This window comes from Haemophilus haemolyticus (assembly GCF_003493685.1).
Lineage (GTDB): Bacteria > Pseudomonadota > Gammaproteobacteria > Enterobacterales > Pasteurellaceae > Haemophilus > Haemophilus haemolyticus_O.
On sequence record NZ_QQJW01000002.1, the window covers coordinates 20,597 to 45,313 of the forward strand.

A 24,717-nucleotide genomic window follows, 5' to 3' on the forward strand; every position below is an offset into this window, starting at 1 on the left:
AAATGATAGACTACAAAGTGAATGAACCGATTTCAGTTAAACAATTTATTGCACTGCTAAATAAAACAACGCTCGGGGCACGCCGTCCGTTAGAGGATGAAAAACGCGTCGCGGCGATGTTGCACCATGCAGATTTATTAGTTACTGCTTGGGATGGTGAACAATTAGTGGGCATAGCACGTTCCGTGACGGATTTTGCCTATTGCTGTTATTTATCTGATTTAGCGGTTGATGAACAATATCAAAAACAAGGTATTGGATTGCAATTGATTGAACACACTAAACAAGCCTTACATCCACAAGCTAAAATTGTGCTGTTATCAGCTCCACAAGCTGTAGATTATTATCCGCATATTGGATTTACACAGCATATGAGTGCGTGGACGAGGAGTTAATTTATTAGCATTGTACGGACTAAAATAAGATATAGATACATCAGATGCGGAGTTACTTTAATGTTAAATTTAGATAATAAAAAATTTATTGCTGTTGAAAACACCGCAAATGGTGAGGTCAGCAGCCAAACCGAATTTCATTACCATCAGCAAGGTAAAATGATTTGGGCAGAATATGGTGGCGGTGAAATTTTAAAAGGTTTTTTAATTGGAAAATGGATTAACGATACTCAAGTTCAATTTACGTATCAACATTTAAATCAATCACTAGAAAATCGTTTGGGGCGTTGCTGTACAACATTTTCTTTAGAAAAAAGTAAACTCGTCGGTCATGAAAAATGGCAGTGGCTAGACACATTAGAGCAAGGCAGCTCTTTAATTAGAGAAATTTAAAATAAGTTTTGCTATAGAATATCTGAAACAAGCTTCTTATACTTTACAATAAATACTAAATGATAGGTGCATCGGTACCTCACAAACAGGAGAAAACAATGTCAGTAAAAGGCGACATCGGTGTTATCGGCTTAGCCGTAATGGGGCAGAACCTCATTTTAAATATGAACGACCACGGGTTTAAAGTGGTGGCGTATAATCGTACCACGTCAAAAGTGGATGAATTTTTACAAGGTGCAGCAAAAGGCACCAATATTATCGGCGCATACTCGTTAGAAGATTTGGCTTCTAAATTAGAAAAACCACGCAAAGTGATGTTAATGGTGCGCGCAGGTGATGTGGTGGATCAATTCATTGAGGCATTATTACCGCACTTAGAAGAAGGCGACATCATTATTGATGGTGGTAACTCAAACTACCCAGATACCAACCGTCGTGTAAAAGCGTTAGCGGAAAAAGGAATTCGCTTTATCGGTTCGGGTGTTTCTGGCGGTGAAGAAGGTGCACGTCATGGGCCATCTATCATGCCAGGTGGTAATCAAGAAGCATGGCAATATGTGAAACCAATTTTCCAAGCAATCTCAGCTAAAACAGAACAAGGCGAACCTTGCTGTGACTGGGTGGGCGGTGAAGGCGCTGGCCACTTTGTGAAAATGGTTCACAACGGTATCGAATATGGCGATATGCAATTAATCTGTGAAGCTTACCAATTCTTAAAAGAAGGTTTAGGCTTAAGCTATGAGGAAATGCAATCGATCTTTGCAGAATGGAAAAAAACTGAACTTGATAGTTATTTAATTGATATCACCACCGATATTCTTGGTTATAAAGATGCAGATGGTGAGCCATTAGTTGAAAAAATCTTAGATACCGCAGGCCAAAAAGGGACAGGTAAATGGACGGGTATCAATGCATTAGATTTCGGTATTCCATTAACCTTAATCACTGAATCTGTCTTTGCTCGTTGCGTATCTTCATTTAAAGATCAACGTGTTGCCGCTAACCAATTATTCGGCAAAACAATTCAACCAGTTGAAGGTGATAAAAAAGTTTGGATTGAAGCAGTGCGTAAAGCATTATTGGCGTCAAAAATCATCTCTTACGCACAAGGCTTTATGCTGATTCGTGAAGCCTCTGAACAATTTGGTTGGGATATTAACTATGGTGCAACGGCATTATTATGGCGCGAAGGTTGCATCATTCGTAGCCGTTTCTTAGGTAACATTCGCGATGCGTACGAAGCGAACCCAGATTTAATCTTCTTGGGGTCAGATAGTTACTTCAAAGGTATTTTAGAAAATGCATTAAGCGACTGGCGTAAAGTGGTGGCAAAATCTATCGAAGTGGGTATTCCAATGCCTTGTATGGCATCAGCTATTACCTTCTTAGATGGCTACACTTCAGCACGTTTACCAGCAAACTTATTGCAAGCACAACGTGACTACTTCGGCGCACATACTTATGAGCGTACTGATAAACCACGTGGTGAATTCTTCCATACTAACTGGACAGGTCGTGGTGGGAATACCGCTTCTACCACCTATGATGTGTAGTTAAAAATATCGATAAAAATTACCGCACTTTTGAGATATTAAAGTGCGGTATTTTTTTATCTCTTTTCTTTTTATATTTAGGAAATAAAAACGGTGCTATTTCAGCACCGTTCTTTGTTATGAAATCACATTTTAAAGAATAACGTGAGAAAGACCTAAACCGATTAATAAGCAGAAAAGCATACTCAATAAACCAGGAAGCATAAAGCTGTGGTTTAAAATGTATTTACCGATTCTGGTTGTACCTGTGGTATCGAAGTCAAGAGACGCGATGATTGGGCCATAGTTAGGGATAAAGAAGTAACCATTTACAGCAACAAATACACCGATTAATACTGGTGCTGGGATACCTAATGCGATACCAAGTGGGAACAATGTCGCTACTGTTGCACCTTGGCTGTTTACTAATACTGAAAGTACAAATAGCGCGAAAGCAAATGCCCATGGTGCAGTTTCAACTAAGCCTTTCACCATTTCTTTTACTTCAGTCATGTGCGCTTGCATCAATGTATCACCTAACCATGCAATACCGAAGATTGCGATTACTGCACGCATACCTGCGTGGAACACAGAACCTTTAGTGATTTCAGTGCCATCTGGTTTACAAGTTAAGATGATTAACGCACCAATCGCTAACATAATGATTTCGATAGTGTGTGCCATCCCCATTGGTTTACCATCAAATACTGGACGTAAAGATGGAACCGCACCCATGATTACAACAAGTAATGAACCAAATAAGAATAAAGAAACAGAAATCTTAGCTGTTTTGCTCACTTCTACTTCTTTGACTGAAGTGGTAGAAGCAAAAATATCTGCATATTTTGGATCATTTAAACGACGTTGATATTCTGGATCATCTTTTAATTCTTTACCCATTTTGTTTACGAATATGCAAGCAAGGAAAAGTCCTAAAATAGTTGAAGGAATGGTTACCATTAAAACATCGCCAAGATGAATGCCTTGTGGTTCAAGGTAAGCAACGACCGCTACAACAGCTGCCGCAATAGGGCTTGCTACGATAGCAAATTGTGATGCGATTACCGCCATTGACATTGGACGTTCTGGACGGATACCGTTTTGACGGCTCACTTCAGCGATAACTGGTAATACAGAATATGCTACGTGACCAGTACCCGCTAAGAAAGTGAATAACCAAGTTACTGCTGGCGCGATAAAAGTAATATGTTTAGGATTACGACGTAAGATTTTGGTTGCGATTTTGATCATGTAGTCTAAACCGCCAGCCGCTTGCATTGCTGCTGCTGCAGAAACTACAGCCATAATCATAAACATAACATCAATAGGTAAACCTGCTGGTTTTAGGCCAAAGCCAAAAGAAAGAATAGCAAGGCCTAAACCACCAAATACACCTAAACCGATACCACCTACTCGTGCACCCACAAAGATACACAATAATACGATGGCAAATTGTAGTAAGAACATTGCAGACATACTGCCCCCTAAGTTAATTAAAAAACATCTTTGTTTTATTTGTTAAAACAGCGCTTAATATAGCAACAAATAGGTATCGATTCCATAACATGGATCAATAAATTGTGGTCAAAAGTGCGGTTATTTCTAGTTTAGTTATAGATGTATAATTCAAGGTATTTAACGTTCATAAGAATTTTTTTGAAAGATAACCCAAGTGCGGTTATACTTGAACCCTATTTTGACGTACTTAATCAGTAGAGAAAACAATGCAAGAATTTATCCCAATGGCAATAGAGTTTGCTCAAAAACATTCTCTTTTAGCGGTTTCTTGGTTTGCGATTTTCGTGATGGTAATTTATACCTTCTATAAAGGCGCAACGAGTAAATTTAAAGTAATTACTCACAATGAGGTAATTCGTTTAATCAATGCGGATGAAGCTATTGTGGTGGATTTACGTAGTATTGAAGAATTTCAACGTGGTCATATCATTGATAGCATTAATTTACTTCCAAGTGAAATTAAAAACCAAAACATTGGTAAAATTGAACAACACAAAGAGAAAGCAATTGTGTTGGTTGATATTAACGGTGTTTCCGCACCAGCTTCAGCTACACTTTTAGCGAAACAAGGTTTTAACCGTGTGTTTGTGTTAAAAGAAGGCATTTCTGCATGGGCAGCGGCAAATTTACCTTTAGTTAAAAAACATAAATAATAAGGAATAGAAAATGTCAGAACAAAAACAAGACGTTGCAGCAACAGAAGAACAACAACCTGTTCTTCAAATTCAACGTATTTATGTGAAAGATGTGTCTTTTGAAGCACCAAATCTTCCACATATTTTCCAGCAAGAATGGAAACCAAAACTTGGTTTTGATTTAAGCACCGAAACAACCCAAGTTGGTGATGACTTATATGAAGTGGTATTAAACATTTCAGTTGAAACTACACTTGAAGATAGTGGGGATGTCGCATTTATTTGTGAAGTAAAACAAGCTGGCGTGTTCACTATTAGCGGTTTAGAAGATGTTCAAATGGCGCATTGTTTAACTTCTCAATGCCCGAATATGCTTTTCCCTTATGCGCGTGAATTAGTGTCTAACCTAGTAAATCGCGGCACGTTCCCTGCGTTGAATTTATCTCCAGTAAACTTTGATGCATTGTTTGTTGAATATATGAATCGCCAACAAGCAGAAAATGCAGAAGAAAAATCTGAAGAAGGTCAAACTAAACACTAATTAAGTGGTAAAACAAAAGGCAAGCTAGGAATCCTAACTTGCCTTTTTTGTTGTTAAAGTGCGGTCAATTAATAGCTTGAATTGATTAACACTTCTTCACCGTAGCCACCTAAAGTCGGCATTGGTTGGTAAGTTGAGTTTGCTGCACGCATTAAACGAATACCACGAATACCTGCTTCTTTAGCTGCTAATACATCATCATCGCTGTCGCCATAGTGAATGGTAACTTTGTGCGCAATAATACCAGGGGTTTTGTTGTATTTAGTTGTGCGCTCACGTCCGCCCATAAATTCAACAGGGTGCATATTTTTAATATCAAACGCTTTTTGTAATATAGGTGTTACACCATCCACGTTCCCTGCAGTACGACCTGTAATAAAATAAATTTGGTCTCCGCGTTCTTGGTGCATTTTGATCAAATCAGCAGCGATTTGTTTTGGAATGGAATATTTATCACAACCTGCGTTAACTTCATTCCAGAAATCTTGGTTTTTCAAATAGTCTTGTTTACCTGGAGAATATTTTTGTTGACCATAATAGAAACAAGAGCTGGTGAAAAGTACGGTATCATCAATATCAAAGCTGACATTAATTGGGCCTTTACCTTCTAATTCTTTTTTAATTTGATCTACTGAAATCCAGTGAATTGGTTGCTCTTGCAACATTTCTCGCGCATTTGTACCTGATTGGGTATAAGGCTCAGTTTTTCCTGCCATAGCTGGAATTGCTGCTGCGGTTAATAAAGCTACAACAGATAGCTTGATCATCTTTTTCATAAAAAAACTCCTAGTTGGATGGTCATTAAACGCGGAACATCATACACGTTTTATGCTTTATATCAATTTAAAGCAAACGTTTGCTATCTTGAAGTATGATCAGGCTCACATTTTTTGATTATTTTTGGCGAATAAATCGGCAAAAGAGTATTTTCCCTTGAATTTTGTTAATTTACCGCCATATAACGAACAACTTTTCACTTTATAAAGGACAGAACAATGACAACGATTGTAAGCGTACGTCGCAATGGACAAGTCGTCGTAGGCGGTGATGGACAAGTTTCTTTGGGAAATACCGTCATGAAAGGCAATGCACGAAAAGTGCGCCGTTTATATAATGGCAAAGTGATTGCTGGTTTTGCGGGTGGTACCGCAGATGCATTTACGCTTTTCGAATTATTTGAACGTAAACTTGAAATGCACCAAGGGCACTTACTAAAAAGTGCGGTGGAATTAGCAAAAGATTGGCGTACAGATCGTGCACTCCGTAAGTTAGAAGCGATGCTAATTGTGGCGGATGAAAAAGAAAGTTTAATCATCACGGGTATTGGCGACGTGGTTCAACCAGAAGAAGATCAAATTTTAGCAATCGGATCTGGTGGTAACTATGCGTTGTCTGCAGCACGTGCGTTGGTGGAAAACACCGAACTTTCTGCTCGTGAAATTGTTGAAAAATCTTTGAAAATTGCTGGTGATATTTGCGTGTTCACAAATACCAATTTCACTATTGAAGAATTACCGAATTAAGGAAAAAGCTATGTCTGAAATGACTCCTCGCGAAATAGTTTCTGAATTAGATCAACATATTATTGGTCAAGCCGATGCAAAACGTGCAGTGGCGATTGCGCTGCGTAATCGCTGGCGCCGTATGCAGCTTCAAGAACCTTTGCGTCATGAAGTAACCCCAAAAAATATTTTAATGATTGGCCCAACTGGTGTGGGTAAAACTGAAATTGCGCGCCGTTTGGCAAAATTAGCTAACGCGCCATTTATCAAAGTAGAAGCAACGAAATTTACCGAAGTGGGTTATGTGGGGAAAGAGGTAGATTCCATTATTCGTGATTTAACGGATAGTGCGATGAAGCTTGTTCGCCAGCAGGAAATTGCGAAGAACAGAGCAAGAGCTGAAGACGCGGCTGAAGAGCGTATTTTGGATGCTTTACTTCCTCCAGCAAAAAATCAATGGGGCGAAGTTGAAAGCCATGATAGTCACAGCAGTACTCGCCAAGCGTTCCGTAAAAAATTACGTGAAGGTCAATTAGATGATAAAGAAATCGAAATTGATGTGTCTACAGGCGTGTCTATGGGCGTTGAAATTATGGCTCCTCCGGGCATGGAAGAAATGACAAACCAGTTGCAATCATTGTTCCAAAATTTGGGTTCAGATAAAACGAAAAAACGCAAAATGAAAATTAAAGATGCGTTGAAAGCATTGATTGATGATGAAGCAGCGAAATTAATTAACCCTGAAGAACTTAAACAAAAAGCGATTGATGCGGTAGAACAAAATGGTATTGTTTTCATCGATGAAATTGACAAAATTTGTAAGAAAGGTGAATACAGCGGTGCAGATGTATCGCGTGAAGGCGTGCAACGTGATTTACTTCCGTTAGTGGAAGGCTCGACAGTTAGTACCAAACACGGAATGGTAAGAACTGATCATATCTTATTTATTGCATCTGGCGCATTCCAAGTTGCTCGCCCTTCAGATTTAATTCCAGAGTTGCAGGGGCGTTTGCCGATTCGTGTTGAACTTACCGCATTAAGTGCGGCTGATTTTGAGCGTATTTTAACGGAGCCACATGCCTCTTTAACCGAGCAATATAAAGCCTTGATGGCAACAGAAGGGGTGAATATTGAATTTACAACCGACGCAGTGAAGAAAATTGCTGAGGCTGCATTCCGTGTGAATGAAAAAACGGAAAATATCGGTGCGCGCCGTTTGCATACGGTAATGGAACGTTTAATGGATAAAATTTCTTTCAGTGCAAGCGACATGAATGGTCAAACAGTCAATATTGATGCGGCTTATGTTGCGGATGCACTTGGCGAAGTAGTTGAGAATGAAGATTTGAGTCGTTTTATTCTTTAAATATTTTCTTTTCTGATACAAGAAGTGCGGTGAATTTTCACCGCACTTTTTTGTTTTTTGAATTGAGAAATTAATTGGTTTTTAATTTGCTCCAATATTTTTCATAAATATCGACAGCTTCACCAACATCACCTTGCATAATCCCTTTTTCTATTTCTGATGCTGGTGGAAATAGTTTAGGATCATTGGCAACTTCTGGACTGAGTAATGCTTTGACTCCTTCATTTGGCATAGAAAAGCCCATGCGTTCTACTACAACTTTGGCATTTTCTGGACGAAGTAAGAAGTCAATGAACTTATGCGCGCCTTCAACATTTTTTGCTGTAGTTGGAATCGCATAGTTATCCATCCAGAAAATTGCGCCTTCTTTTGGATACACAAATTGGAGAGATGGATTTTCTTTATGTGCTAAATAAGCAGAACCATTCCAAATCATACCAATTGCAGCTTCACCTTGTACGTAAGGGACTTCTGGTGAGTCAGAGTTAAAGGTTGCCACATTTGGTAAAAGTTTTTCTAAACGCTCATAAGCTGTTTTGATGTCTTCTTCATTTGTGGTATTAGGCGATTTACCATCAAGCAATAATGCTACGTGGAACACTTCACGCGCATCACTGGTCATAAGAACTTTACCTTTAAATTCAGGTTTCCATAAATCCGCCCAGCTGGTGATGGTTTTAGGATCAATTTCATCTGCATTAACTTCAATACCTGTTAAGCCGTAAACATAAGGTAATGAATATTTATTTTCTGGGTCGAATTCTTTATTTAATAAATGTTTAGGGATTTGATGAATATTGGTCAATTTACTTTGATCAATCGGTTGAAGCATCTTTTCCTTAATCATTTTATTTACGTAGTAACTTGATGGAAACACCAAATCATAGCCAGAGCCTGTATTCTGAGTAAGTTTGAGTTTCGCGTACATTTCTTCGTTGCTTTCAAAGGTAGAATAAATCACCTCGATGCCGGTTTCTTTAGAGAACTGTGCGACTAAATCAGAAGGTACATAGTCTGTCCAGTTATAGACGTAAAGTTTGTTATTAGCAAAAGCGGAAGCCGCGAAAAGTGCGGTGGTGGAAAGGAAAAGATTTTTGAGTGAGTGAGCAAAGAATTTTTTCAATTTATTGACCTCCGAGGGTTATCGTTCATCATAAAACGCACAAATTTTGTGCGCGCGCAGTATAGCATTTTTTTCGTAAAAGGTTTGACATATTTCCCTTTCGGGGTAAGATTTTGCCAGTTTTTTCCTAAGAGATTTTTTATGCTTAATTTTGCCTATCAAGAACACGTTCGCTCTTATTATTTCGACTCTCGTAACCAAGATTTTCAATTCCCGCCGTTAACTCAAATTGAACATGCTGATGTATGTGTGATCGGGGCTGGATTTTTTGGTTTATCTGCGGCATTAGAACTGGCGGAGAAAGGAAAAAAAGTCATTGTATTAGAGGGCGCTAGAGTAGGCTTTGGTGCTTCTGGTCGTAGTGGTGGGCAGGCAATTAATGGCTTTGAAGAAGGCATTGATGAATACGTTAAACAAGTTGGCGAAGATAAAGCGCATAAACTTTGGAATATGTCATTAGAGGCCATTGATATTATTGATGAACGCATTGAAAAATATGGCATTCAATGCGACTGGAAAAAAGGCTATGCCACATTGGCATTAAATGAACGTCGAATGAATGACTTAATTCAAATTGAAAAAGAAAGTCATGAGAATTTTGGCTATCAGAATATGCAACTTTGGGATAAAACTAAATTAAAACAACACTTAGGCAGTGATATTTATGTGGGCGGCTTATTTGATAGTAACTCTGGGCATTTGCATCCACTAAATTATTGTTTAGGTTTAGCAAAAGCTTGTGTCGATCTGGGTGTTCAGATTTTTGAACAATCTCCCGTAGTGGATATGGTCGAGAAAAATGGTTGCGTTGAGGTTAAAACAACTAAAAGTGCGGTTATTTCTCAAGACGTTATTTTAGCCACCAATGCTTATATTGATGCTCTCCCGAAATCGATTCACCACGGAATTAATCGTAAAATATTGCCTGTGGAAAGTTTTATTATCGCCACAGAACCGTTAAGCCAAGCGGTTGCTGATTCTGTCATTAATAATGGCATGTCGGTGTGCGATAACAATTTATTATTGGACTATTATCGTTTAAGTGCGGACAATCGCCTGCTTTTTGGTAGTGATTCTAGCTCAGAAAAAGATATGGTCGCGATTATGCGGAAAAATATGTTGCGCGTATTCCCGCAACTTGAAAATGTAAAAATCGATTATGGCTGGGCTGGTCCGATTGATATGACGTTAAATTCAACGCCACATTTTGGTCGTATTTCTCCGCATATTTATTTTGCTCATGGTTATTCTGGTCACGGTGTTGCTTTGACTGGTCTTGCGGGGCGAATTGTAGCGGAGGCAATTTTGGGTGACGATGAACGTTTATCTATTTTTGAAAGCCTAAAAGTGCCTTCTGTTTATGGTGGTCGAATTATCAAAGATCTCACAACAAAGATTGGTGTGCAGTATTACAAATTTCTAGATAAATATCGTTAAGATATAAAAATGACCTAGTTTAAAAGCTAGGTCATTTTTTATAAGTGGACTTATTTATATTACATCACATGCTTTAATTGTTTCTGTTCAAGAATCAAAGAATGAATATTCGCTAAAAAATAAGTTTGTTCTGCTTCTGGAATAGAAAACGGCATTAGTTCGAGTAAATCTTGATGGATGGCTAAAACTTGTGGAAAAATGACCGCACTTTGAATCTCTTCAAGCATTTCTGGATAAAGTGGTGAAACGCAACCCCCTCGTTCTATTCGACCTAAACTGCAAGCAATGTGGAGTAGCATAAAATCCACTTGAGGCGTATTCACATCAACTTGCCAGTAATGAGCTAATCGATCTCGTAAACGAAATACTACATCAATAATAGATTGATTTATTTGCTTGCGAATTTTCCAACGTTCTAGTTGCTTAAATAACCGCATTTGTTTTTGTTAGTTCAAAATTTGTTCATTAATTTACCGCACTTTACTGAAATAAAACAGTGCACAGATCACAGTTTTGTAGCAAAATGGTAAAAAATTTGTAAGGATGTAAAAATGTTAGATTATGCGATGTTCAATCCATATGAAGGATTGATTTTTGATATGGATGGAACTTTAATTGATACAATGCCCGTGCATGCGCAGGCTTGGACGATGGTGGGAGAGCGATTTGGCTATGAATTTGATTGCCAAATTATGTATAACTTCGGCGGGGCGACGGTTCGAACCATTGCGGGAGAAATGATGAAAGCGGCGAATATGCCACTTGATCGAATTGAGGATGTGTTGGCTGCAAAACGAGAGTTGTCTTATCAACTTATTCCAACTCAATCAAAGTTATTGCCAACCTTTGAAATTGTTAAATCTTTTCATCAGAAAAAGCCGATTGCTCTGGGGTCTGGCTCACACCGTAAAATTATTGATATGTTGATGGATAAACTGGCTATTGCACCTTACTTTAATGCCATTGTCAGTGCAGATGATGTAAAAGAACATAAACCACATCCAGAAACTTTTTTACGTTGTGCGGAATTAATTCAAGCTAATCCAAGTCGTTGTATCGTATTTGAAGATGCTGATTTAGGCGTGCAAGCGGGATTAAATGCGGGAATGGACGTGTTTGATGTTCGCTCTCGAGAAATCATTTCGCCAAGATAATGGATATTTTTTCATTTTTTAGTGCTGATTTTTGGCAAACTCATGCGTTATGCCTTATGTTTGTCAGCGCATTTCTGAGTGCAACGGTATTACCAGGTAATTCAGAAGTTGTGTTTGTTACTCTTGCAGTCCCTAAATTGTCGTTGGGATCTTTATTTAGTATAGATATATTAGCACTCGTTTTTTTCGCCACGCTTGGCAATGGATTGGGGAGTTTAACCACTTACGGGATTGGGCGATGGATGCCAAAATTTGATCCAAAAAATCACCGCACTTTATGGGCAATAAATCAGCTACGGCGTTATGGGGCGATAACTTTACTTTTGAGCTGGTTACCTGTCGTTGGCGATTTATTTTGCGCTATAGCAGGTTGGTTAAGATTAAATTTTGTGGCAAGTAGTCTCTTTATCTTTCTTGGAAAACTGGTTCGTTATGTTGCGTTATTGTTTTTTAGTGCACCATTCTTATTATAAAATGCGCAAGAAAAAGCCCCACAATGAATGCAGGGCAAATAACCTAAGGAACCAATTTTATTAAAACAACTGCAAGTTGCTTGTTCTGTGAGACTAGCACTTTATAAGAAAGTTCAAATTTTCTGAAAATTTTTTAAATAAAAATTTGGGATAAAAAAAGCCCCACAATGAATGTGGGGCAAATAACCTAAGGAACCAATTTTATTAAAACAACTGCAAGTTGCTTGTCACATAAGACAATGAGCCTTGCCATAAAGTTCATTAGAATTTGCAAAAAATGAACATTTATTCAAATTTATTTTTAATTTACTGATTTATAAGGAAAATTTCATGCCATTACTTGATAGTTTTAAAGTGGATCATACCAAAATGAATGCACCAGCAGTACGTGTAGCAAAAACGATGCGTACGCCAAAAGGTGACGACATTACCATTTTTGATTTACGTTTTTGTATTCCAAATAAAGAAATTCTTCCTCCAAAAGGTATTCATACTCTTGAACATTTGTTTGCGGGTTTCATGCGTGATCATTTAAATAGCGATAGCGTTGAAATTATTGATATTTCTCCGATGGGATGTCGCACGGGATTTTATATGTCCTTGATTGGTACGCCAAATGAACAGCAAGTAGCACAAGCTTGGTTAGCTTCAATGCAGGATATTTTAGATGTGCAAGATCAAGCGACTATTCCTGAATTAAATATCTATCAATGCGGTACTTATACCGAACATTCTTTGGAAGAAGCACACGAAATTGCAAAAAATGTTATCGTACGCGGTGTAGGCGTGAATAAAAATGAAGATTTGGCACTCGATGATTCGTTATTAAAATAGGAGAAATCATGACAACACTTGGCACAGCATTAACCCCTAATGCAACCAAAGTAATGATGTTGGGTTCTGGTGAACTGGGTAAAGAAGTAGTGATTGAATTGCAACGTTTAGGCGTTGAAGTTATTGCAGTTGATCGCTATGAAAATGCCCCAGCACAACAAGTAGCACATCGTGCATACACCATTTCTATGTTAGATGGTAATGCATTGAAAGCGCTTGTGGAGAAAGAAAAGCCTGACTACATTGTTCCCGAAGTTGAAGCTATTTCGACAGCCACTTTGGTTGAATTAGAACAAGCCGGCTTTAATGTTGTGCCGACTGCAAAAGCAACTCAACTTACGATGAATCGTGAAGGGATTCGTCGTCTGGCTTCAGAAGAGTTAGGGCTACCAACTTCGCCTTACCAATTTGTGGATAATTTTTCAGATTTTCAAAGTGCGGTAGAAAAAATTGGTATTCCTTGCGTGGTGAAACCGATTATGTCTTCTTCTGGACATGGGCAAAGCATTTTAAAGTCTAAAGATGACATTCAAAAAGCTTGGGATTACGCGCAAGAAGGTGGGCGTGCGGGTGCTGGTCGAGTAATTGTTGAAGGTTTTGTCAAATTTGATTATGAAATCACGTTACTGACAGTACGCCATATCAATGGTACAAGTTTCCTTGCGCCAATAGGTCATCGTCAAGAAGATGGTGATTATCGGGAATCTTGGCAGCCTCAAGCTATGTCGGATATTGCATTATCAAAAGCGCAATCGATTGCTGAGAAGGTTACTGGTGCATTGGGTGGATTCGGTATTTTCGGTGTGGAGATGTTTGTGTGTGGTGACGAGGTGATTTTCAATGAAGTATCGCCTCGTCCTCATGATACGGGAATGGTAACGCTGATTTCTCAAGAGCTTTCTGAATTCGCTTTACATGCTCGTGCGATCTTAGGTTTACCAATTCCCGAAATTACGTTGATTAGCCCATCGGCATCTAAAGCTATTGTTGTTGAAGGCAAATCACAAAATGTGCAATTTGGTGGAATCGAAAAAGCACTGGCACAACCTCATACTAATATTCGATTATTTGGTAAAGGTGAAGTGAATGGTCATCGACGCTTAGGCGTTTTACTTGCGCGTGATGTATCCGTTGAAAAAGCGTTGGAAAAAGTAAAACAAGCTTATAAACAGCTAGAAATTAGTTTATAAAAATCGAAAGTGCGGTAAAAATTTATCGCATTTTATTAAATGACTAACAGTCGATTTTTTAGAGATATTAGGGACATAAAAAACGCACTTTCTACAAAGTGCGTTTTATTTTTAGAAGTGATTAATTAGCAAGCTTGTTTGCCATAAGCATCTTGACGAAGAATGTGACGAACACCTTCATCAAATTCTGCTAATACGCGATCTGCATCTTTTGGATCTTTACCGCGCGCATCCAAGTAGAATTTAATTTTTGGTTCAGTGCCTGAAGGACGAGCAATTAAGCGTCCGCCATTTTCCAAGTTAAATACAAGGATATCGCTTTGACGATCTGTTTTAGTATGATCGATAAATTGTGCCACTTTCACGCCAGCGATTTCTGCTGGTGGATTGTTACGAAGTGCGGTCATTAATTTTCCAATTTCTGAAAGATCGCTGACTCGAATAGAGATTTGTCCACTTACATAAGCACCAAATTCCTTGGTAAATTCATCAGCATAATCCGCTAAAGTTTTGCCTTGTTTTTTCAAGTTACGCACAAGATCTAAGAACACGATTGCTGCAGAAATACCGTCTTTATCGCGTACTTTGTCTGGGTCAACTAAATAGCCCAATGCTTCTTCAAAACCGAACAATAAGCCAGATACTTTACCGATATATTTGAAACCGGTTAAGGTTTCTTCTGATTGGAAACCATATTTTTTCGCAATTTCAGCAAGCGCAGGGGAAGAAACAAGTGAGCAAGCCAATGTACCTTGTTTACCTTGATATTGTTTTGCCAAGTACCAACCTAAGAAACAGCCTACTACGTTGCCGTGTAGTGATTTCCAGTTGCCTTGCGCATCAGGCACAGCAACGGCTAAACGGTCTGCATCTGGGTCATTAGCAATGATAAATTCAGCATTCTTTTCTTTTGCCACTTTAATTGCTAAATCCAACGCGCCTTTTTCTTCTGGATTTGGGAAGTTCACAGTTGGGAATGTGCCATCTGGCCAAACTTGATCTGCGACTACGTGAGGTTGTGGTAAGCCTGCTTTTGCCAGCGTTTTACTTAAAACTTCATAGCCAACACCGTGCATAGCGGTATAAACATAGTTAATGTTGCAAGCTGGCTCTTTAGCTAATGATGCAGTTTTTGCAATGTACGCATCTACCACTTCATCATTTAACACCACATAATTATCGCTACGTGGTAAATCTTGGATATTGCCAGCCGCAACTTTATCAATTAATGCTGCGATGTCTTTATCTGCTGGTGAAACGATTTGACCGCCACCATTTGCTTTACCTAAATACACTTTATAGCCGTTATCTTCCGGTGGGTTATGGCTTGCTGTTACCATTACACCTGCAGTGGTATCAAAATATTGGATAGCATAAGCTAAAACTGGCGTAGGTAATTTGCGTGGTAATAAATAAGCTTTTACGCCTGCACCCGCCATAATTTCAGCCGTGTCACGGGCAAAAACATCAGAGTTTTTACGTCCGTCGTAACCAATTACGATTGATGGTTCTTTATCGTAATCTTTTAAATATTCCGCTAAACCGCCAGCAGCTTGAGAAACTAAAACTCGGTTCATCCCCATTGAGCCAGCTTGTAAACGGCCACGTAAACCTGCCGTACCAAATTGTAAACGACCATCAAAGCGCGCATGTAATTCTGCTTCTGCTGCTTTATCTCCGCCTTTTGCCGCATCTAAAAGTGCGGTTAATTCTGCACGAGTTTCTGCGTCAGGATCTTGGTTTAACCAATTTTGCGCTATATGAAAAAGAGTTGTCATAGGATCATCCTTATTCTCTTGAAATAAATAAATCGCTGCTAGACTAGCCGAAATCACCCAAAATGGGAACGGATAATTATCAAAATTTTGATCTACTTAACATTTTTTGTTCACGCAATCGGTTATCCGAGCGAATTAGGAAAGCCGTTTGTTGCATAGGCATTTGTTTGAAAAATTCGCTATAATATCGCCTCAATATTTACGGCAAAATTTAACCGCACTTTAAGGATTTTCAATGTCATCCCAGCCTCGTTTCGTCCATCTTCGTACGCACACTGATTTTTCGATGATTGACAGTATCGTCAAAGTGAAACCTCTCGTGAAAGCTTGTGCAGCCAATGAAATGGTCGCAATGGGATTAACAGATTTTACTAATTTTTGTGGTGTGGTGCGTTTTTATGGGGAAATGATTTCTTCGGGTATGAAGCCTATTATTGGCGCTGATGTTAAAGTGAAAAATGCACTATGCGGTAATGAAATGTTTGATTTGACGCTTTTGGCAAAGAACAATGAAGGTTATAAAAACATTACATTATTACTCTCAAAAGCCTATCAGCGCGGTTACGATGACTATCCTTATATCGATCAAAATTGGTTAATTGAACACCGAGAAGGGTTGATTATTTTATCTGGTGGCACACAAGGCGATGTGGGTAAAAAATTGTTGAAAGAAAACGCAGCAGAAATTGAAAGTGCGGTCGCTTTTTACCAAGAATTTTTTGCGGATCATTTTTATCTTGCACTTACTCGTACTGGCAGACCCGATGAAGAACGTTATATCCAAGCCGCATTAAAATTAGCTAAAAGTCATGGATTGCCCTTGGTGGCGACGAACGATGTGATGTTTTTGAGATCTGATGATTTTGAGGCCCATGAAATTCGTGTTGCGATTCGTGATGGCTATACATTAGATGATCCTAAACGTCCAAAACGTTATACCCCACAGCAATATTTCCGCAGCGAAGACGAAATGTGTAAATTATTCGCTGACATTCCTTCCGCTCTCGAAAATACCTTATTAATTGCTCAGCGTTGTAGTGTGACTTTGCGCCTTGGTCAATATTTCTTGCCTCAATTCCCGACGGGAGATTTAAGTACAGAAGATTTCTTAGTGCAAAAAGCTAAAGAAGGTTTGGAAGAACGTTTAGCTTTTTTATTCCCTGATGAAAAAGTGCGGTTAGAAAAACGACCAAAATATGATGAGCGCTTGCAGGTTGAGCTGGATGTAATTAACCAAATGGGGTTCCCGGGTTATTTCTTGATCGTAATGGAATTTATTCAATGGTCTAAGGATAACGACATTCCTGTTGGGCCGGGTCGTGGTTCTGGTGCGGGCTCATTGGTGGCTTATGCATTAAAAATCACTGATTTAGATCCGCTAGAATTCGATTTGCTTTTTGAACGTTTCTTAAATCCAGAACGTGTATCTATGCCCGATTTTGACGTGGATTTTTGCATGGATGGTCGAGACCGAGTGATTGAGCACGTTGCTGAAACTTATGGCCGTGGCGCTGTATCACAAATTATCACCTTTGGAACCATGGCGGCGAAAGCTGTTATTCGAGATGTAGGACGAGTGCTGGGGCATCCGTATGGTTTTGTTGATCGTATTTCGAAATTAATTCCGCCCGATCCTGGTATGACGCTTGCGAAAGCATTTGAAGCTGAACCACAATTACAGGTAGCCTACGATAGCGATGAAGAAGTGCAAGCGTTGATTGATATGGCGCGTAAGCTGGAAGGCGTGACGCGTAATGCAGGTAAACATGCTGGTGGCGTGGTCATTTCACCAACCTTAATTACTGATTTTGCACCGCTCTATTGTGATAATGAAGGCTTACATCCTGTTACTCACTTTGATAAAAATGATGTGGAATATGCGGGGCTTGTGAAATTCGACTTCCTAGGCTTGCGTACTCTCACCATCATTAAATGGGCATTAGATATGATTAATGCTCGTATGGTGCGTGAAGGCAAGCCTCGAGTAGATATTGCCGCCATTCCACTTGATGATCCTGAATCTTTTGAATTACTTAAACGTTCCGAAACTACAGCCGTGTTCCAGTTGGAATCGCGAGGAATGAAGGATTTGATTAAGCGCCTGCAACCGGACTGTTTTGAAGATATCATCGCGTTGGTGGCATTGTTCCGTCCTGGTCCTCTGCAATCAGGCATGGTGGATAACTTTATCGACCGTAAACATGGGCGAGAAGAAGTATCTTACCCTGACGCAGAATATCAACATGAAAGCTTGAAACCTATTCTCGAGCCGACTTACGGTATTATTTTGTACCAAGAACAAGTGATGCAAATTGCGCAGGTATTGGCTGGCTATACGCTGGGTGGTGCTGACTTATTGCGTCGAGCGATGGGTAAAAAGAAACCAGAAGAAATGGCAAAACAGCGTTCTGTATTTAAAGAAGGTGCGGAGAAAAACGGCGTTGATGGCGATCTATCTATGAAGATTTTCGACTTGGTAGAAAAATTTGCTGGTTATGGTTTTAATAAATCGCACTCCGCTGCTTATGCCTTGGTGTCTTACCAAACCCTTTGGCTCAAAACCCATTTCCCTGCAGAATTTATGGCTGCAGTGATGACATCTGAAATGGATAACACGGATAAAATCGTAGGGTTATACGATGAATGTTTACGTATGGGCTTAAAAGTAACGCCACCAGATATTAATATCGGCAAACACCATTTTAGCGTTAATGAACAAGGTGAAATTGTATATGGGATTGGCGCGATTAAAGGTGTGGGGGAAGGCCCGATTGACGCACTTGTGACGGCAAGAAATGAAGGTGGGATTTTCAAAGATTTATTCGATTTATGCGCTCGTGTAGATTTGAAAAAAATTAACCGTCGTACCTTTGAAAGCCTAATTATGTCGGGCGCCTTTGATAAATTAGGCCCACATCGCGCCGCACTTTCTAAGAATTTAGAAGATGCACTTAGAGCTTCCGATCAGCATGCGAAAGATGAAGCAATGGGGCAAACGGATATGTTCGGTGTACTGACTGAAACCCATGAAGAAGTGGAAAATGCTTACGCTAATACACCGCCTTATACCGAAAAACAAATCCTTGACGGTGAACGTGAAACCTTGGGACTTTATTTAAGCAGCCATCCTGTTAGCCGTTATTTGAAAGAACTTTCTCATTACACATCGACAAGGTTGAAAGATCTTGCACCAAATCGTCGTGGACAAATTAGCACTGTAGCGGGGCTAGTCGTGGCATCGAGAATTGCGATGACGAAAAAAGGCAATCGGCTAGGTATTGCTACATTGGATGACCGTTCAGGTCGCTTAGATTTAACATTATTTGGTGAAAGTCTAGAACAATTTGGTGAGAAATTGCAAAAAGATACGGTGATTGTTGCTTCTGGGCAAGTGAGCTTTGATGATTTCTCTGGTGGCTTAAAAATGACGGTGCGAGAGTTAATGACCTTAGATGAGGCTCGTTCTCGTTATGTCAAATCCTTAGCTATTAGTCTTTCTGAGCATCAAATTACACCAAGTTTTATTAAACAACTTAAAGCATTACTTGAGCCGGTGAGTGGTGGAACGTTGCCGATTAACGTGTATTATCAAAGTCCGAAAGGCCGTGCGTTGTTACGTTTGGGCGTGCAATGGTCGATCATTCCAACGGATGAAATTCTGACGGAATTGGTGAATTTACTTGGCGAAAGTGCGGTGGAATTAGAGTTTGAATAATACAAAGGCGTGAAAAATATCACGCCTTTTTTATAAGATTAACGTAAGAAATAACGATAAGATTTGCTTTCTGTTACATCTTCAAAAACATAATTGAGTTGGGCAAGTGCCTGTTCAAATTCTGCTTGTTCGCATTCTTCAATTTGAAACCCAGCAAGGATATTTCCATAGTCTGCGCCGTGGGCACGATAGTGGAATAATGAAATATTCCAACGATTTTGTAATGTTTCCAAGAATTTTAATAACGCACCTTTTTGCTCTGGGAATTCGAACGTATATAAGCGTTCATTATCATTGGCTGCGCGACCACCCATTAAATAGCGAACATGCGTTTTAGCAATATCATCATCCGACATATCCTCAACATCAAAACCATTTTTAGTGAGGTCTGCAATAATGTCTGCTTTTTCTTGCTCATTTGTCGTTCTTACCCCAACAAACACACAAGCGCGTTTATCATCTGCATAACGATAACTGAATTCGGTTACAGCTCGGTTACCTAATACATAAGCAAATTTTAAGAAACTACCTGGTTGCTCAGGCATGGTCACAGCTAATAAAGCTTCTCGGTTTTCACCAATTTCACAACGTTCAGATACATAACGTAATGTGTGGAAATTCAAGTTCGCACCAGACAAAATTGCCGCCATATTTTTGCCTTCAATATGGTTTTGTTTTGCATATTTTTTCAAACCGGCTAAACCTAATGCACCTGATGGTTCTGCAACAGCACGAACGTTCTCAAACAAATCTTTCATTGCTGCGCACACTTCGTCACTATCGACTAATACCATATCATCAAGATATTGCTGACATAGACGGAATGTTTCGTCACCAATGCGTTTTACGGCAACACCATCCGCAAATAATCCAACATGGGTTAAATCTGTTGGTTCACCTTTATCGAGAGCGGCTTTTAAGCATGCAGAATCCTTTGATTCTACACCGATGATTTTAATTTCCGGCATAAATTGCTTAAGCAACATTGCCACACCCGCAGCTAAACCGCCACCACCGACTTGTACAAACACATAATCCAAATCTGCCACTTGTTGTAGCATTTCCATCGCTAACGTGCCTTGTCCTGCGATCACTAATGGATGATCGAATGGAGGAATAAATGTCATATTTTTTTCTTTTGAAAGCTCAATCGCTTTTGCTTTGGCTTCATCGAAATTAGCACCATGCAACAATACCTCACCACCAAAACCACGCACTGCATCCACTTTAATGCTTGGGGTGTTTTGTGGCATGACGATCAATGCTTTTAAGCCTAATTGTTTCGCTGATAATGCCACGCCTTGCGCATGGTTACCCGCAGATGCCGCTATTACGCCTGCTGCTTTTTGTTCTGCTGAAAGGCTAGAAATCATTGCGTAAGCGCCGCGTAGTTTAAAGCTATTTACTGGTTGGCGATCTTCGCGCTTGATCCAGATATTATTGTGCAGTCGTTCAGAAAGTTTTCCCATTTTTTGTAAAGGGGTCACTTGCGCAGCTTCATATACGCGCGAACCAAGTTTAACAATGGCATTGATATAATCGGATTGAGAGGGTTGAGGATTAGTGAGTAGGTTTTTCATAGTGTTTGTTTTGATGATGAAGTGCGGTTAGTTTTTCCTTTGTTTTATCCCCCTCTTATGAAGGAGGGGGAACCGTTAAATTATTTTAATAATGTTTTATCGCGTACCGCACCTTTGTCCGCTGAGGTCGCAAAGTGACCGAATACTTTCAATGCGAAAGATACTTCACGTTCACGGTGAGCGGGTTGCCAACCTTTTTGATCTTGTTCGGCTCTGCGTGCTGCGAGTTCTTCATTACTGATTTCTAAGTTAATTGCACGATTTGGAATATCAATGTTGATAATATCGCCATCGCGTACTAAGCCGATTGCACCGCCAGAGGCAGCTTCTGGTGAAGCATGTCCAATAGACAAGCCTGATGTACCACCAGAGAAACGGCCATCCGTTAATAAAGCACATTTTTTGCCCAAGCCCATCGATTTTAAGTAACTGGTTGGGTATAACATTTCTTGCATACCTGGTCCACCTTTAGGGCCTTCGTAACGGATAACAACGACATGACCTTCTTTGACTTTTCCACCTAAAATGCCTGCAACAGCATCTTCTTGGCTTTCAAATACGATAGCAGTGCCGGTAAATTTCCAAATAGATTCATCTACGCCCGCGGTTTTAACGATACATCCGTCTTCCGCGAGATTACCAAATAATACGGCTAAGCCACCTTCTTGAGAGATCGCATTTTCTTTATTGCGAATACAACCGTTTACACGATCATTATCGACAGTATCCCAGCGGCAATCTTGTGAGAATGCTTGAGTTGTGCGGATGCCTGCAGGGCCTGCACGGAAGAATTTATGTAATTCTTCATCTTGATTGCGAATAATATCGTATTGGTCTAGTTGTTCTCCCATGCTCATTCCAAGCACGGTGTGTGTATTTTTATGAATTAATCCAGCGCGATCTAATTCACCCAACAACCCCATAATACCGCCTGCACGGTGTACGTCTTCCATGTGGTATTTATTGGTGTTTGGCGCAATTTTGCTTAAACAAGGTACTTTGCGCGATAAACGGTCAATATCCTCCATTTTAAAATCTACGCCTGCTTCTTGTGCTGCCGCTAATAAGTGTAAAACAGTGTTACTTGAACCACCCATTGCGATATCGAGGCTCATTGCATTTTCAAAGGCATCAAAAGTACCGATTGAACGAGGCAATACGCTTGCATCATCTTGTTCGTAATAGCGTTTGCACAGCTCAACAATTTGACGACCTGCTTTTAAGAATAATTCTTTTCGGTCTGCGTGAGTGGCCAACATGGAACCATTGCCTGGTAAAGATAAACCTAAGGCTTCAGTTAAGCAGTTCATAGAGTTTGCGGTAAACATACCTGAGCATGAACCACAAGTTGGACACGCACTGCGTTCGATGGCATCAATACGTTCATCTGATACATTCGGATCGGCTGCCTCAATCATCGCATCTACTAAATCTAAGCGGATTAATTGCTCAGAAAGTTTAGTTTTACCTGCTTCCATTGGGCCGCCTGAAACGAAGATAGTTGGAATATTTAAACGCATTGCCGCCATTAACATTCCCGGGGTGATTTTGTCACAGTTGGAAATACACACCATCGCATCAGCACAGTGCGCATTGACCATATATTCTACGCTATCAGCGATTAAATCACGGCTTGGTAAGGAATAAAGCATCCCACCGTGACCCATTGCGATACCATCATCCACCGCAATGGTGTTAAATTCTTTTGCTACGCCGCCCGCTTTTTCAATTTCTGCGGCAACAAGCTGTCCCATATCTTTTAAATGTACATGCCCTGGCACAAATTGGGTGAAAGAGTTCACCACCGCAATAATCGGTTTACCAAAGTCATTTTCTTTCATTCCTGTTGCACGCCATAAGGCACGTGCGCCTGCCATATTACGACCTTGTGTACTGGTCGCTGAACGTAGTTTTGGCATAAATAATCTCTCCGAGTTTTAAAAGTATATTTTATTTGTTAGACTTTACTTAAAAGTAGTCTGAGGTATTGAATCATTTTTCTTTTAAATCAAAACGTTAGCTCTTAAGTTATTACTTCTGAGTAACTTCATAGTTTCGATAGAAAAAATCAGTTAGTCTGAACCGCTGTTTCGGATTATTATTACTTTCTTCTGTTTTCTCAATCCAGTTTTTTAAAACTAAAGGTTCTATAAATTTTTGGTATGAATAAGTGCTGTTAGCTTTATTGAGTAAAGCTAAAATATCTTTACGGCTTTTTTCTCCCGTAAGTAGAAACTCAATAATTTTTTGTTCTGTTTCGGTACATAAGGGTAAATTAGATTTTATATGTTCATTTTTTGCTGTGAATTCAATAAGAAAAAAAGTTCTATCCTCATCAAACTCAAATTTTGCAGGCTCAGATCCATTTTTACGCAATTCATTTTTAATCGTGGGTAATCCTGTTCCTTTTCCTTCTGATAGCTTAAGTTCTTTCAAAAAATCTCCAAGACGGCGATTTTTATAACGTCTCGCTCTAACATTACCCGCAATTAAATCTGCTTTTTGAATTGATTTATCAGGTCCATTATAACTAATGATCTCTAGTGAATTTGGTTGAATAATGATCTCTACTGGCTGTCTTTCTTGATAATTTCGATGATATAACGCATTAACTACAGCCTCTTCAAGAGCTTGATATGGATAATTAAATAACCGAATAGATTCTGCTTGTTCTTTTGGTTTTAATATAAATTCCTTGATTAGATTATTTCTGAGATAGCGTAGCGTATCATTAATAATAGAATCAATAGGGCCCTTTATTGATGGAATTTCCACAAAATAATCTGGGTTATTTACTTTCCCTTCAGGAAAAATAGTAATATCAACCTGAGTTTGAGGGAAAAATTGATCGGGAGTATCACAAAACATCATTAATGCAATATTTTTAGGATAATATACACCACCTATATTTTCTACTAAGTCTAATTGTTTTAATAAGGATATTTTATCTGTTTCTAGTACATAAGATGCTAATTTACTTTCTGTTTTGACTAAAAAATCATTAATACGGAGTAATGAAATATCATTGATATTAGCCTGTCTATTAATACGATCATCAAAAGGAATTTTATTTGCTAATTCCTTTAATTCTTGTTCCTGTTCGCTATTAGCAATGATAGATGATGTATTATATCGAATATAATATTCATATTGCTTTTGTCTAGATGTAATTGATTGAGGAACCTGATAAGGCCGATTTGAGCCACTAATAACCCATAAAATAATAACTTTTTTACCATCTAGTTCTTCTACATAAGTTTTTGGGAAATAATTAGGTGTTATCAAATGATTAAAACCCAACATCTCACGCTGAATACGATCTATATCAGAATCATCAAGTCCTTTAACTGGTCTTTTTGCAATTCCATTTTCTTCTTCAACGCCAATAAAAATATATCCTCCGCCAATATCCTCAATATCATTTGCAAAAGCACAAATAGAACGATAAATCGAATCTGGGTTCCAACCAGATTTAAATTCAATCCGATTACTTTCGATCGTTTTATGTGTGAGCAATGATTCAATATTGATTGGCAACATAATAGTATTTC

The 24,717-nt window shown here is 39.1% G+C and carries 21 protein-coding genes; 13 read left to right on the plus strand and 8 right to left on the minus strand.

Going from position 1 to position 24,717, the window contains the following annotated elements; translation table 11 throughout:
* Nucleotides 1–2: 2 nt before the first annotated feature.
* The 3 genes from DV434_RS02310 to gnd all read left to right on the plus strand — a co-directional run bounded on the left by DV434_RS02310 (nt 3) and on the right by gnd (nt 2,341).
* Nucleotides 3–395, plus strand: a complete 393-nt coding sequence (locus tag DV434_RS02310) for a GNAT family N-acetyltransferase (RefSeq protein ID WP_114908439.1) — start codon at nt 3–5, stop codon at nt 393–395.
* A gap of 60 nt (nt 396–455) precedes the next feature.
* Nucleotides 456–788, plus strand: coding sequence for an avidin-fold protein (locus DV434_RS02315; RefSeq protein ID WP_114908440.1), 333 nt, complete (start codon nt 456–458; stop codon nt 786–788).
* A 98-nt stretch (nt 789–886) separates the two neighbouring features.
* The gene (gene gnd, locus DV434_RS02320) at nt 887–2,341 is read left to right on the plus strand and encodes a decarboxylating NADP(+)-dependent phosphogluconate dehydrogenase (protein WP_118785185.1); all 1,455 of its coding nucleotides are present in this window, start codon (nt 887–889) and stop codon (nt 2,339–2,341) included.
* Nucleotides 2,342–2,473: 132 nt separating this feature from the next.
* Here the strand turns inward: gnd and DV434_RS02325 are convergent, their stop codons facing one another.
* Complete coding sequence (locus tag DV434_RS02325; protein ID WP_118785186.1) at nt 2,474–3,796, minus strand: anaerobic C4-dicarboxylate transporter; 1,323 nt, start codon at nt 3,794–3,796, stop codon at nt 2,474–2,476.
* A gap of 248 nt (nt 3,797–4,044) precedes the next feature.
* Between DV434_RS02325 and DV434_RS02330 the strand changes: the two genes are divergently transcribed.
* Together DV434_RS02330 and secB are read left to right on the plus strand one after the other, a co-directional pair.
* Nucleotides 4,045–4,491 carry a rhodanese-like domain-containing protein gene (locus tag DV434_RS02330; protein WP_118785187.1) on the plus strand — a complete coding sequence of 149 codons (447 nt, stop codon included), beginning with the start codon at nt 4,045–4,047 and terminating at the stop codon, nt 4,489–4,491.
* A gap of 13 nt (nt 4,492–4,504) precedes the next feature.
* The gene (secB, locus tag DV434_RS02335; protein ID WP_005629412.1) at nt 4,505–5,014 is read left to right on the plus strand and encodes a protein-export chaperone SecB; all 510 of its coding nucleotides are present in this window, start codon (nt 4,505–4,507) and stop codon (nt 5,012–5,014) included.
* A gap of 68 nt (nt 5,015–5,082) precedes the next feature.
* On the opposite strand, the gene aphA is transcribed toward secB, so the two are convergent.
* Nucleotides 5,083–5,790 carry an acid phosphatase AphA gene (gene aphA, locus DV434_RS02340; protein WP_065246407.1) on the minus strand — a complete coding sequence of 236 codons (708 nt, stop codon included), beginning with the start codon at nt 5,788–5,790 and terminating at the stop codon, nt 5,083–5,085.
* Nucleotides 5,791–6,009: 219 nt separating this feature from the next.
* Here aphA and hslV point away from each other — a divergent pair, with 219 nt between their 5' ends.
* A complete protein-coding gene (gene hslV, locus DV434_RS02345; RefSeq protein WP_005629407.1) occupies nt 6,010–6,537 on the plus strand; it encodes an ATP-dependent protease subunit HslV in 528 nt (175 codons plus the stop codon).
* A gap of 10 nt (nt 6,538–6,547) precedes the next feature.
* On the plus strand, nt 6,548–7,882 hold the full coding sequence (hslU, locus tag DV434_RS02350; RefSeq protein WP_118785188.1) for an HslU--HslV peptidase ATPase subunit: 1,335 nt from the start codon (nt 6,548–6,550) through the stop codon (nt 7,880–7,882).
* A gap of 70 nt (nt 7,883–7,952) precedes the next feature.
* Here hslU and DV434_RS02355 read toward each other — a convergent pair whose 3' ends face one another.
* Nucleotides 7,953–9,005: an extracellular solute-binding protein gene (locus DV434_RS02355; protein ID WP_114892468.1), complete on the minus strand. Its 1,053-nt coding sequence runs from the start codon at nt 9,003–9,005 to the stop codon at nt 7,953–7,955.
* Between the two features lie 141 nt (nt 9,006–9,146).
* Between DV434_RS02355 and DV434_RS02360 the strand changes: the two genes are divergently transcribed.
* The gene (locus DV434_RS02360) at nt 9,147–10,442 is read left to right on the plus strand and encodes an NAD(P)/FAD-dependent oxidoreductase (protein ID WP_118785189.1); all 1,296 of its coding nucleotides are present in this window, start codon (nt 9,147–9,149) and stop codon (nt 10,440–10,442) included.
* Nucleotides 10,443–10,501: 59 nt separating this feature from the next.
* Here DV434_RS02360 and DV434_RS02365 read toward each other — a convergent pair whose 3' ends face one another.
* Nucleotides 10,502–10,879: a PRD domain-containing protein gene (locus DV434_RS02365; RefSeq protein ID WP_118785190.1), complete on the minus strand. Its 378-nt coding sequence runs from the start codon at nt 10,877–10,879 to the stop codon at nt 10,502–10,504.
* A 114-nt stretch (nt 10,880–10,993) separates the two neighbouring features.
* Between DV434_RS02365 and DV434_RS02370 the strand changes: the two genes are divergently transcribed.
* The 4 genes from DV434_RS02370 to purT all read left to right on the plus strand — a co-directional run bounded on the left by DV434_RS02370 (nt 10,994) and on the right by purT (nt 14,093).
* A complete protein-coding gene (locus tag DV434_RS02370; protein WP_118785191.1) occupies nt 10,994–11,596 on the plus strand; it encodes a beta-phosphoglucomutase family hydrolase in 603 nt (200 codons plus the stop codon).
* Entirely contained in the window at nt 11,596–12,069 is a 474-nt protein-coding gene (locus DV434_RS02375) for a YqaA family protein (protein ID WP_118785192.1), read from the plus strand. Before DV434_RS02370 ends, DV434_RS02375 begins: the two co-directional genes overlap by 1 nt.
* A 330-nt stretch (nt 12,070–12,399) precedes the next feature.
* The gene (gene luxS / locus DV434_RS02380; RefSeq protein WP_118785193.1) at nt 12,400–12,903 is read left to right on the plus strand and encodes an S-ribosylhomocysteine lyase; all 504 of its coding nucleotides are present in this window, start codon (nt 12,400–12,402) and stop codon (nt 12,901–12,903) included.
* Between the two features lie 8 nt (nt 12,904–12,911).
* On the plus strand, nt 12,912–14,093 hold the full coding sequence (gene purT, locus DV434_RS02385) for a formate-dependent phosphoribosylglycinamide formyltransferase (RefSeq protein WP_118785194.1): 1,182 nt from the start codon (nt 12,912–12,914) through the stop codon (nt 14,091–14,093).
* 125 nt (nt 14,094–14,218) lie between these two features.
* On the opposite strand, the gene DV434_RS02390 is transcribed toward purT, so the two are convergent.
* A complete protein-coding gene (locus tag DV434_RS02390) occupies nt 14,219–15,871 on the minus strand; it encodes a phospho-sugar mutase (protein ID WP_118785195.1) in 1,653 nt (550 codons plus the stop codon).
* Nucleotides 15,872–16,106: 235 nt separating this feature from the next.
* Here DV434_RS02390 and dnaE point away from each other — a divergent pair, with 235 nt between their 5' ends.
* Nucleotides 16,107–19,586, plus strand: coding sequence for a DNA polymerase III subunit alpha (gene dnaE, locus DV434_RS02395; protein ID WP_118785196.1), 3,480 nt, complete (start codon nt 16,107–16,109; stop codon nt 19,584–19,586).
* 38 nt (nt 19,587–19,624) lie between these two features.
* On the opposite strand, the gene ilvA is transcribed toward dnaE, so the two are convergent.
* From ilvA to DV434_RS02410, 3 genes are all read right to left on the minus strand, one after another.
* The gene (gene ilvA / locus DV434_RS02400) at nt 19,625–21,166 is read right to left on the minus strand and encodes a threonine ammonia-lyase, biosynthetic (RefSeq protein ID WP_118785197.1); all 1,542 of its coding nucleotides are present in this window, start codon (nt 21,164–21,166) and stop codon (nt 19,625–19,627) included.
* Between the two features lie 80 nt (nt 21,167–21,246).
* Complete coding sequence (gene ilvD, locus DV434_RS02405; RefSeq protein WP_118785198.1) at nt 21,247–23,085, minus strand: dihydroxy-acid dehydratase; 1,839 nt, start codon at nt 23,083–23,085, stop codon at nt 21,247–21,249.
* A 112-nt stretch (nt 23,086–23,197) separates the two neighbouring features.
* Nucleotides 23,198–24,706, minus strand: coding sequence for an RNA-binding domain-containing protein (locus tag DV434_RS02410; protein WP_118785199.1), 1,509 nt, complete (start codon nt 24,704–24,706; stop codon nt 23,198–23,200).
* Nucleotides 24,707–24,717: the final 11 nt, after the last annotated feature.

Coding starts and splice junctions, on each gene's coding strand:
- DV434_RS02365 (WP_118785190.1), bottom strand. CDS start 10,879: ATGCGGTTATTTAAGCAACTAGAACGTTGGAAAATTCGCAAGCAAATA.
- hslV (WP_005629407.1), top strand. CDS start 6,010: ATGACAACGATTGTAAGCGTACGTCGCAATGGACAAGTCGTCGTAGGC.
- DV434_RS02390 (WP_118785195.1), bottom strand. CDS start 15,871: ATGACAACTCTTTTTCATATAGCGCAAAATTGGTTAAACCAAGATCCT.
- purT (WP_118785194.1), top strand. CDS start 12,912: ATGACAACACTTGGCACAGCATTAACCCCTAATGCAACCAAAGTAATG.
- DV434_RS02360 (WP_118785189.1), top strand. CDS start 9,147: ATGCTTAATTTTGCCTATCAAGAACACGTTCGCTCTTATTATTTCGAC.
- DV434_RS02370 (WP_118785191.1), top strand. CDS start 10,994: ATGTTAGATTATGCGATGTTCAATCCATATGAAGGATTGATTTTTGAT.
- DV434_RS02330 (WP_118785187.1), top strand. CDS start 4,045: ATGCAAGAATTTATCCCAATGGCAATAGAGTTTGCTCAAAAACATTCT.
- DV434_RS02310 (WP_114908439.1), top strand. CDS start 3: ATGATAGACTACAAAGTGAATGAACCGATTTCAGTTAAACAATTTATT.
- ilvA (WP_118785197.1), bottom strand. CDS start 21,166: ATGAAAAACCTACTCACTAATCCTCAACCCTCTCAATCCGATTATATC.
- dnaE (WP_118785196.1), top strand. CDS start 16,107: ATGTCATCCCAGCCTCGTTTCGTCCATCTTCGTACGCACACTGATTTT.
- luxS (WP_118785193.1), top strand. CDS start 12,400: ATGCCATTACTTGATAGTTTTAAAGTGGATCATACCAAAATGAATGCA.
- hslU (WP_118785188.1), top strand. CDS start 6,548: ATGTCTGAAATGACTCCTCGCGAAATAGTTTCTGAATTAGATCAACAT.
- secB (WP_005629412.1), top strand. CDS start 4,505: ATGTCAGAACAAAAACAAGACGTTGCAGCAACAGAAGAACAACAACCT.
- gnd (WP_118785185.1), top strand. CDS start 887: ATGTCAGTAAAAGGCGACATCGGTGTTATCGGCTTAGCCGTAATGGGG.
- DV434_RS02410 (WP_118785199.1), bottom strand. CDS start 24,706: ATGTTGCCAATCAATATTGAATCATTGCTCACACATAAAACGATCGAA.
- DV434_RS02325 (WP_118785186.1), bottom strand. CDS start 3,796: ATGTCTGCAATGTTCTTACTACAATTTGCCATCGTATTATTGTGTATC.
- DV434_RS02375 (WP_118785192.1), top strand. CDS start 11,596: ATGGATATTTTTTCATTTTTTAGTGCTGATTTTTGGCAAACTCATGCG.
- ilvD (WP_118785198.1), bottom strand. CDS start 23,085: ATGCCAAAACTACGTTCAGCGACCAGTACACAAGGTCGTAATATGGCA.
- aphA (WP_065246407.1), bottom strand. CDS start 5,790: ATGAAAAAGATGATCAAGCTATCTGTTGTAGCTTTATTAACCGCAGCA.
- DV434_RS02315 (WP_114908440.1), top strand. CDS start 456: ATGTTAAATTTAGATAATAAAAAATTTATTGCTGTTGAAAACACCGCA.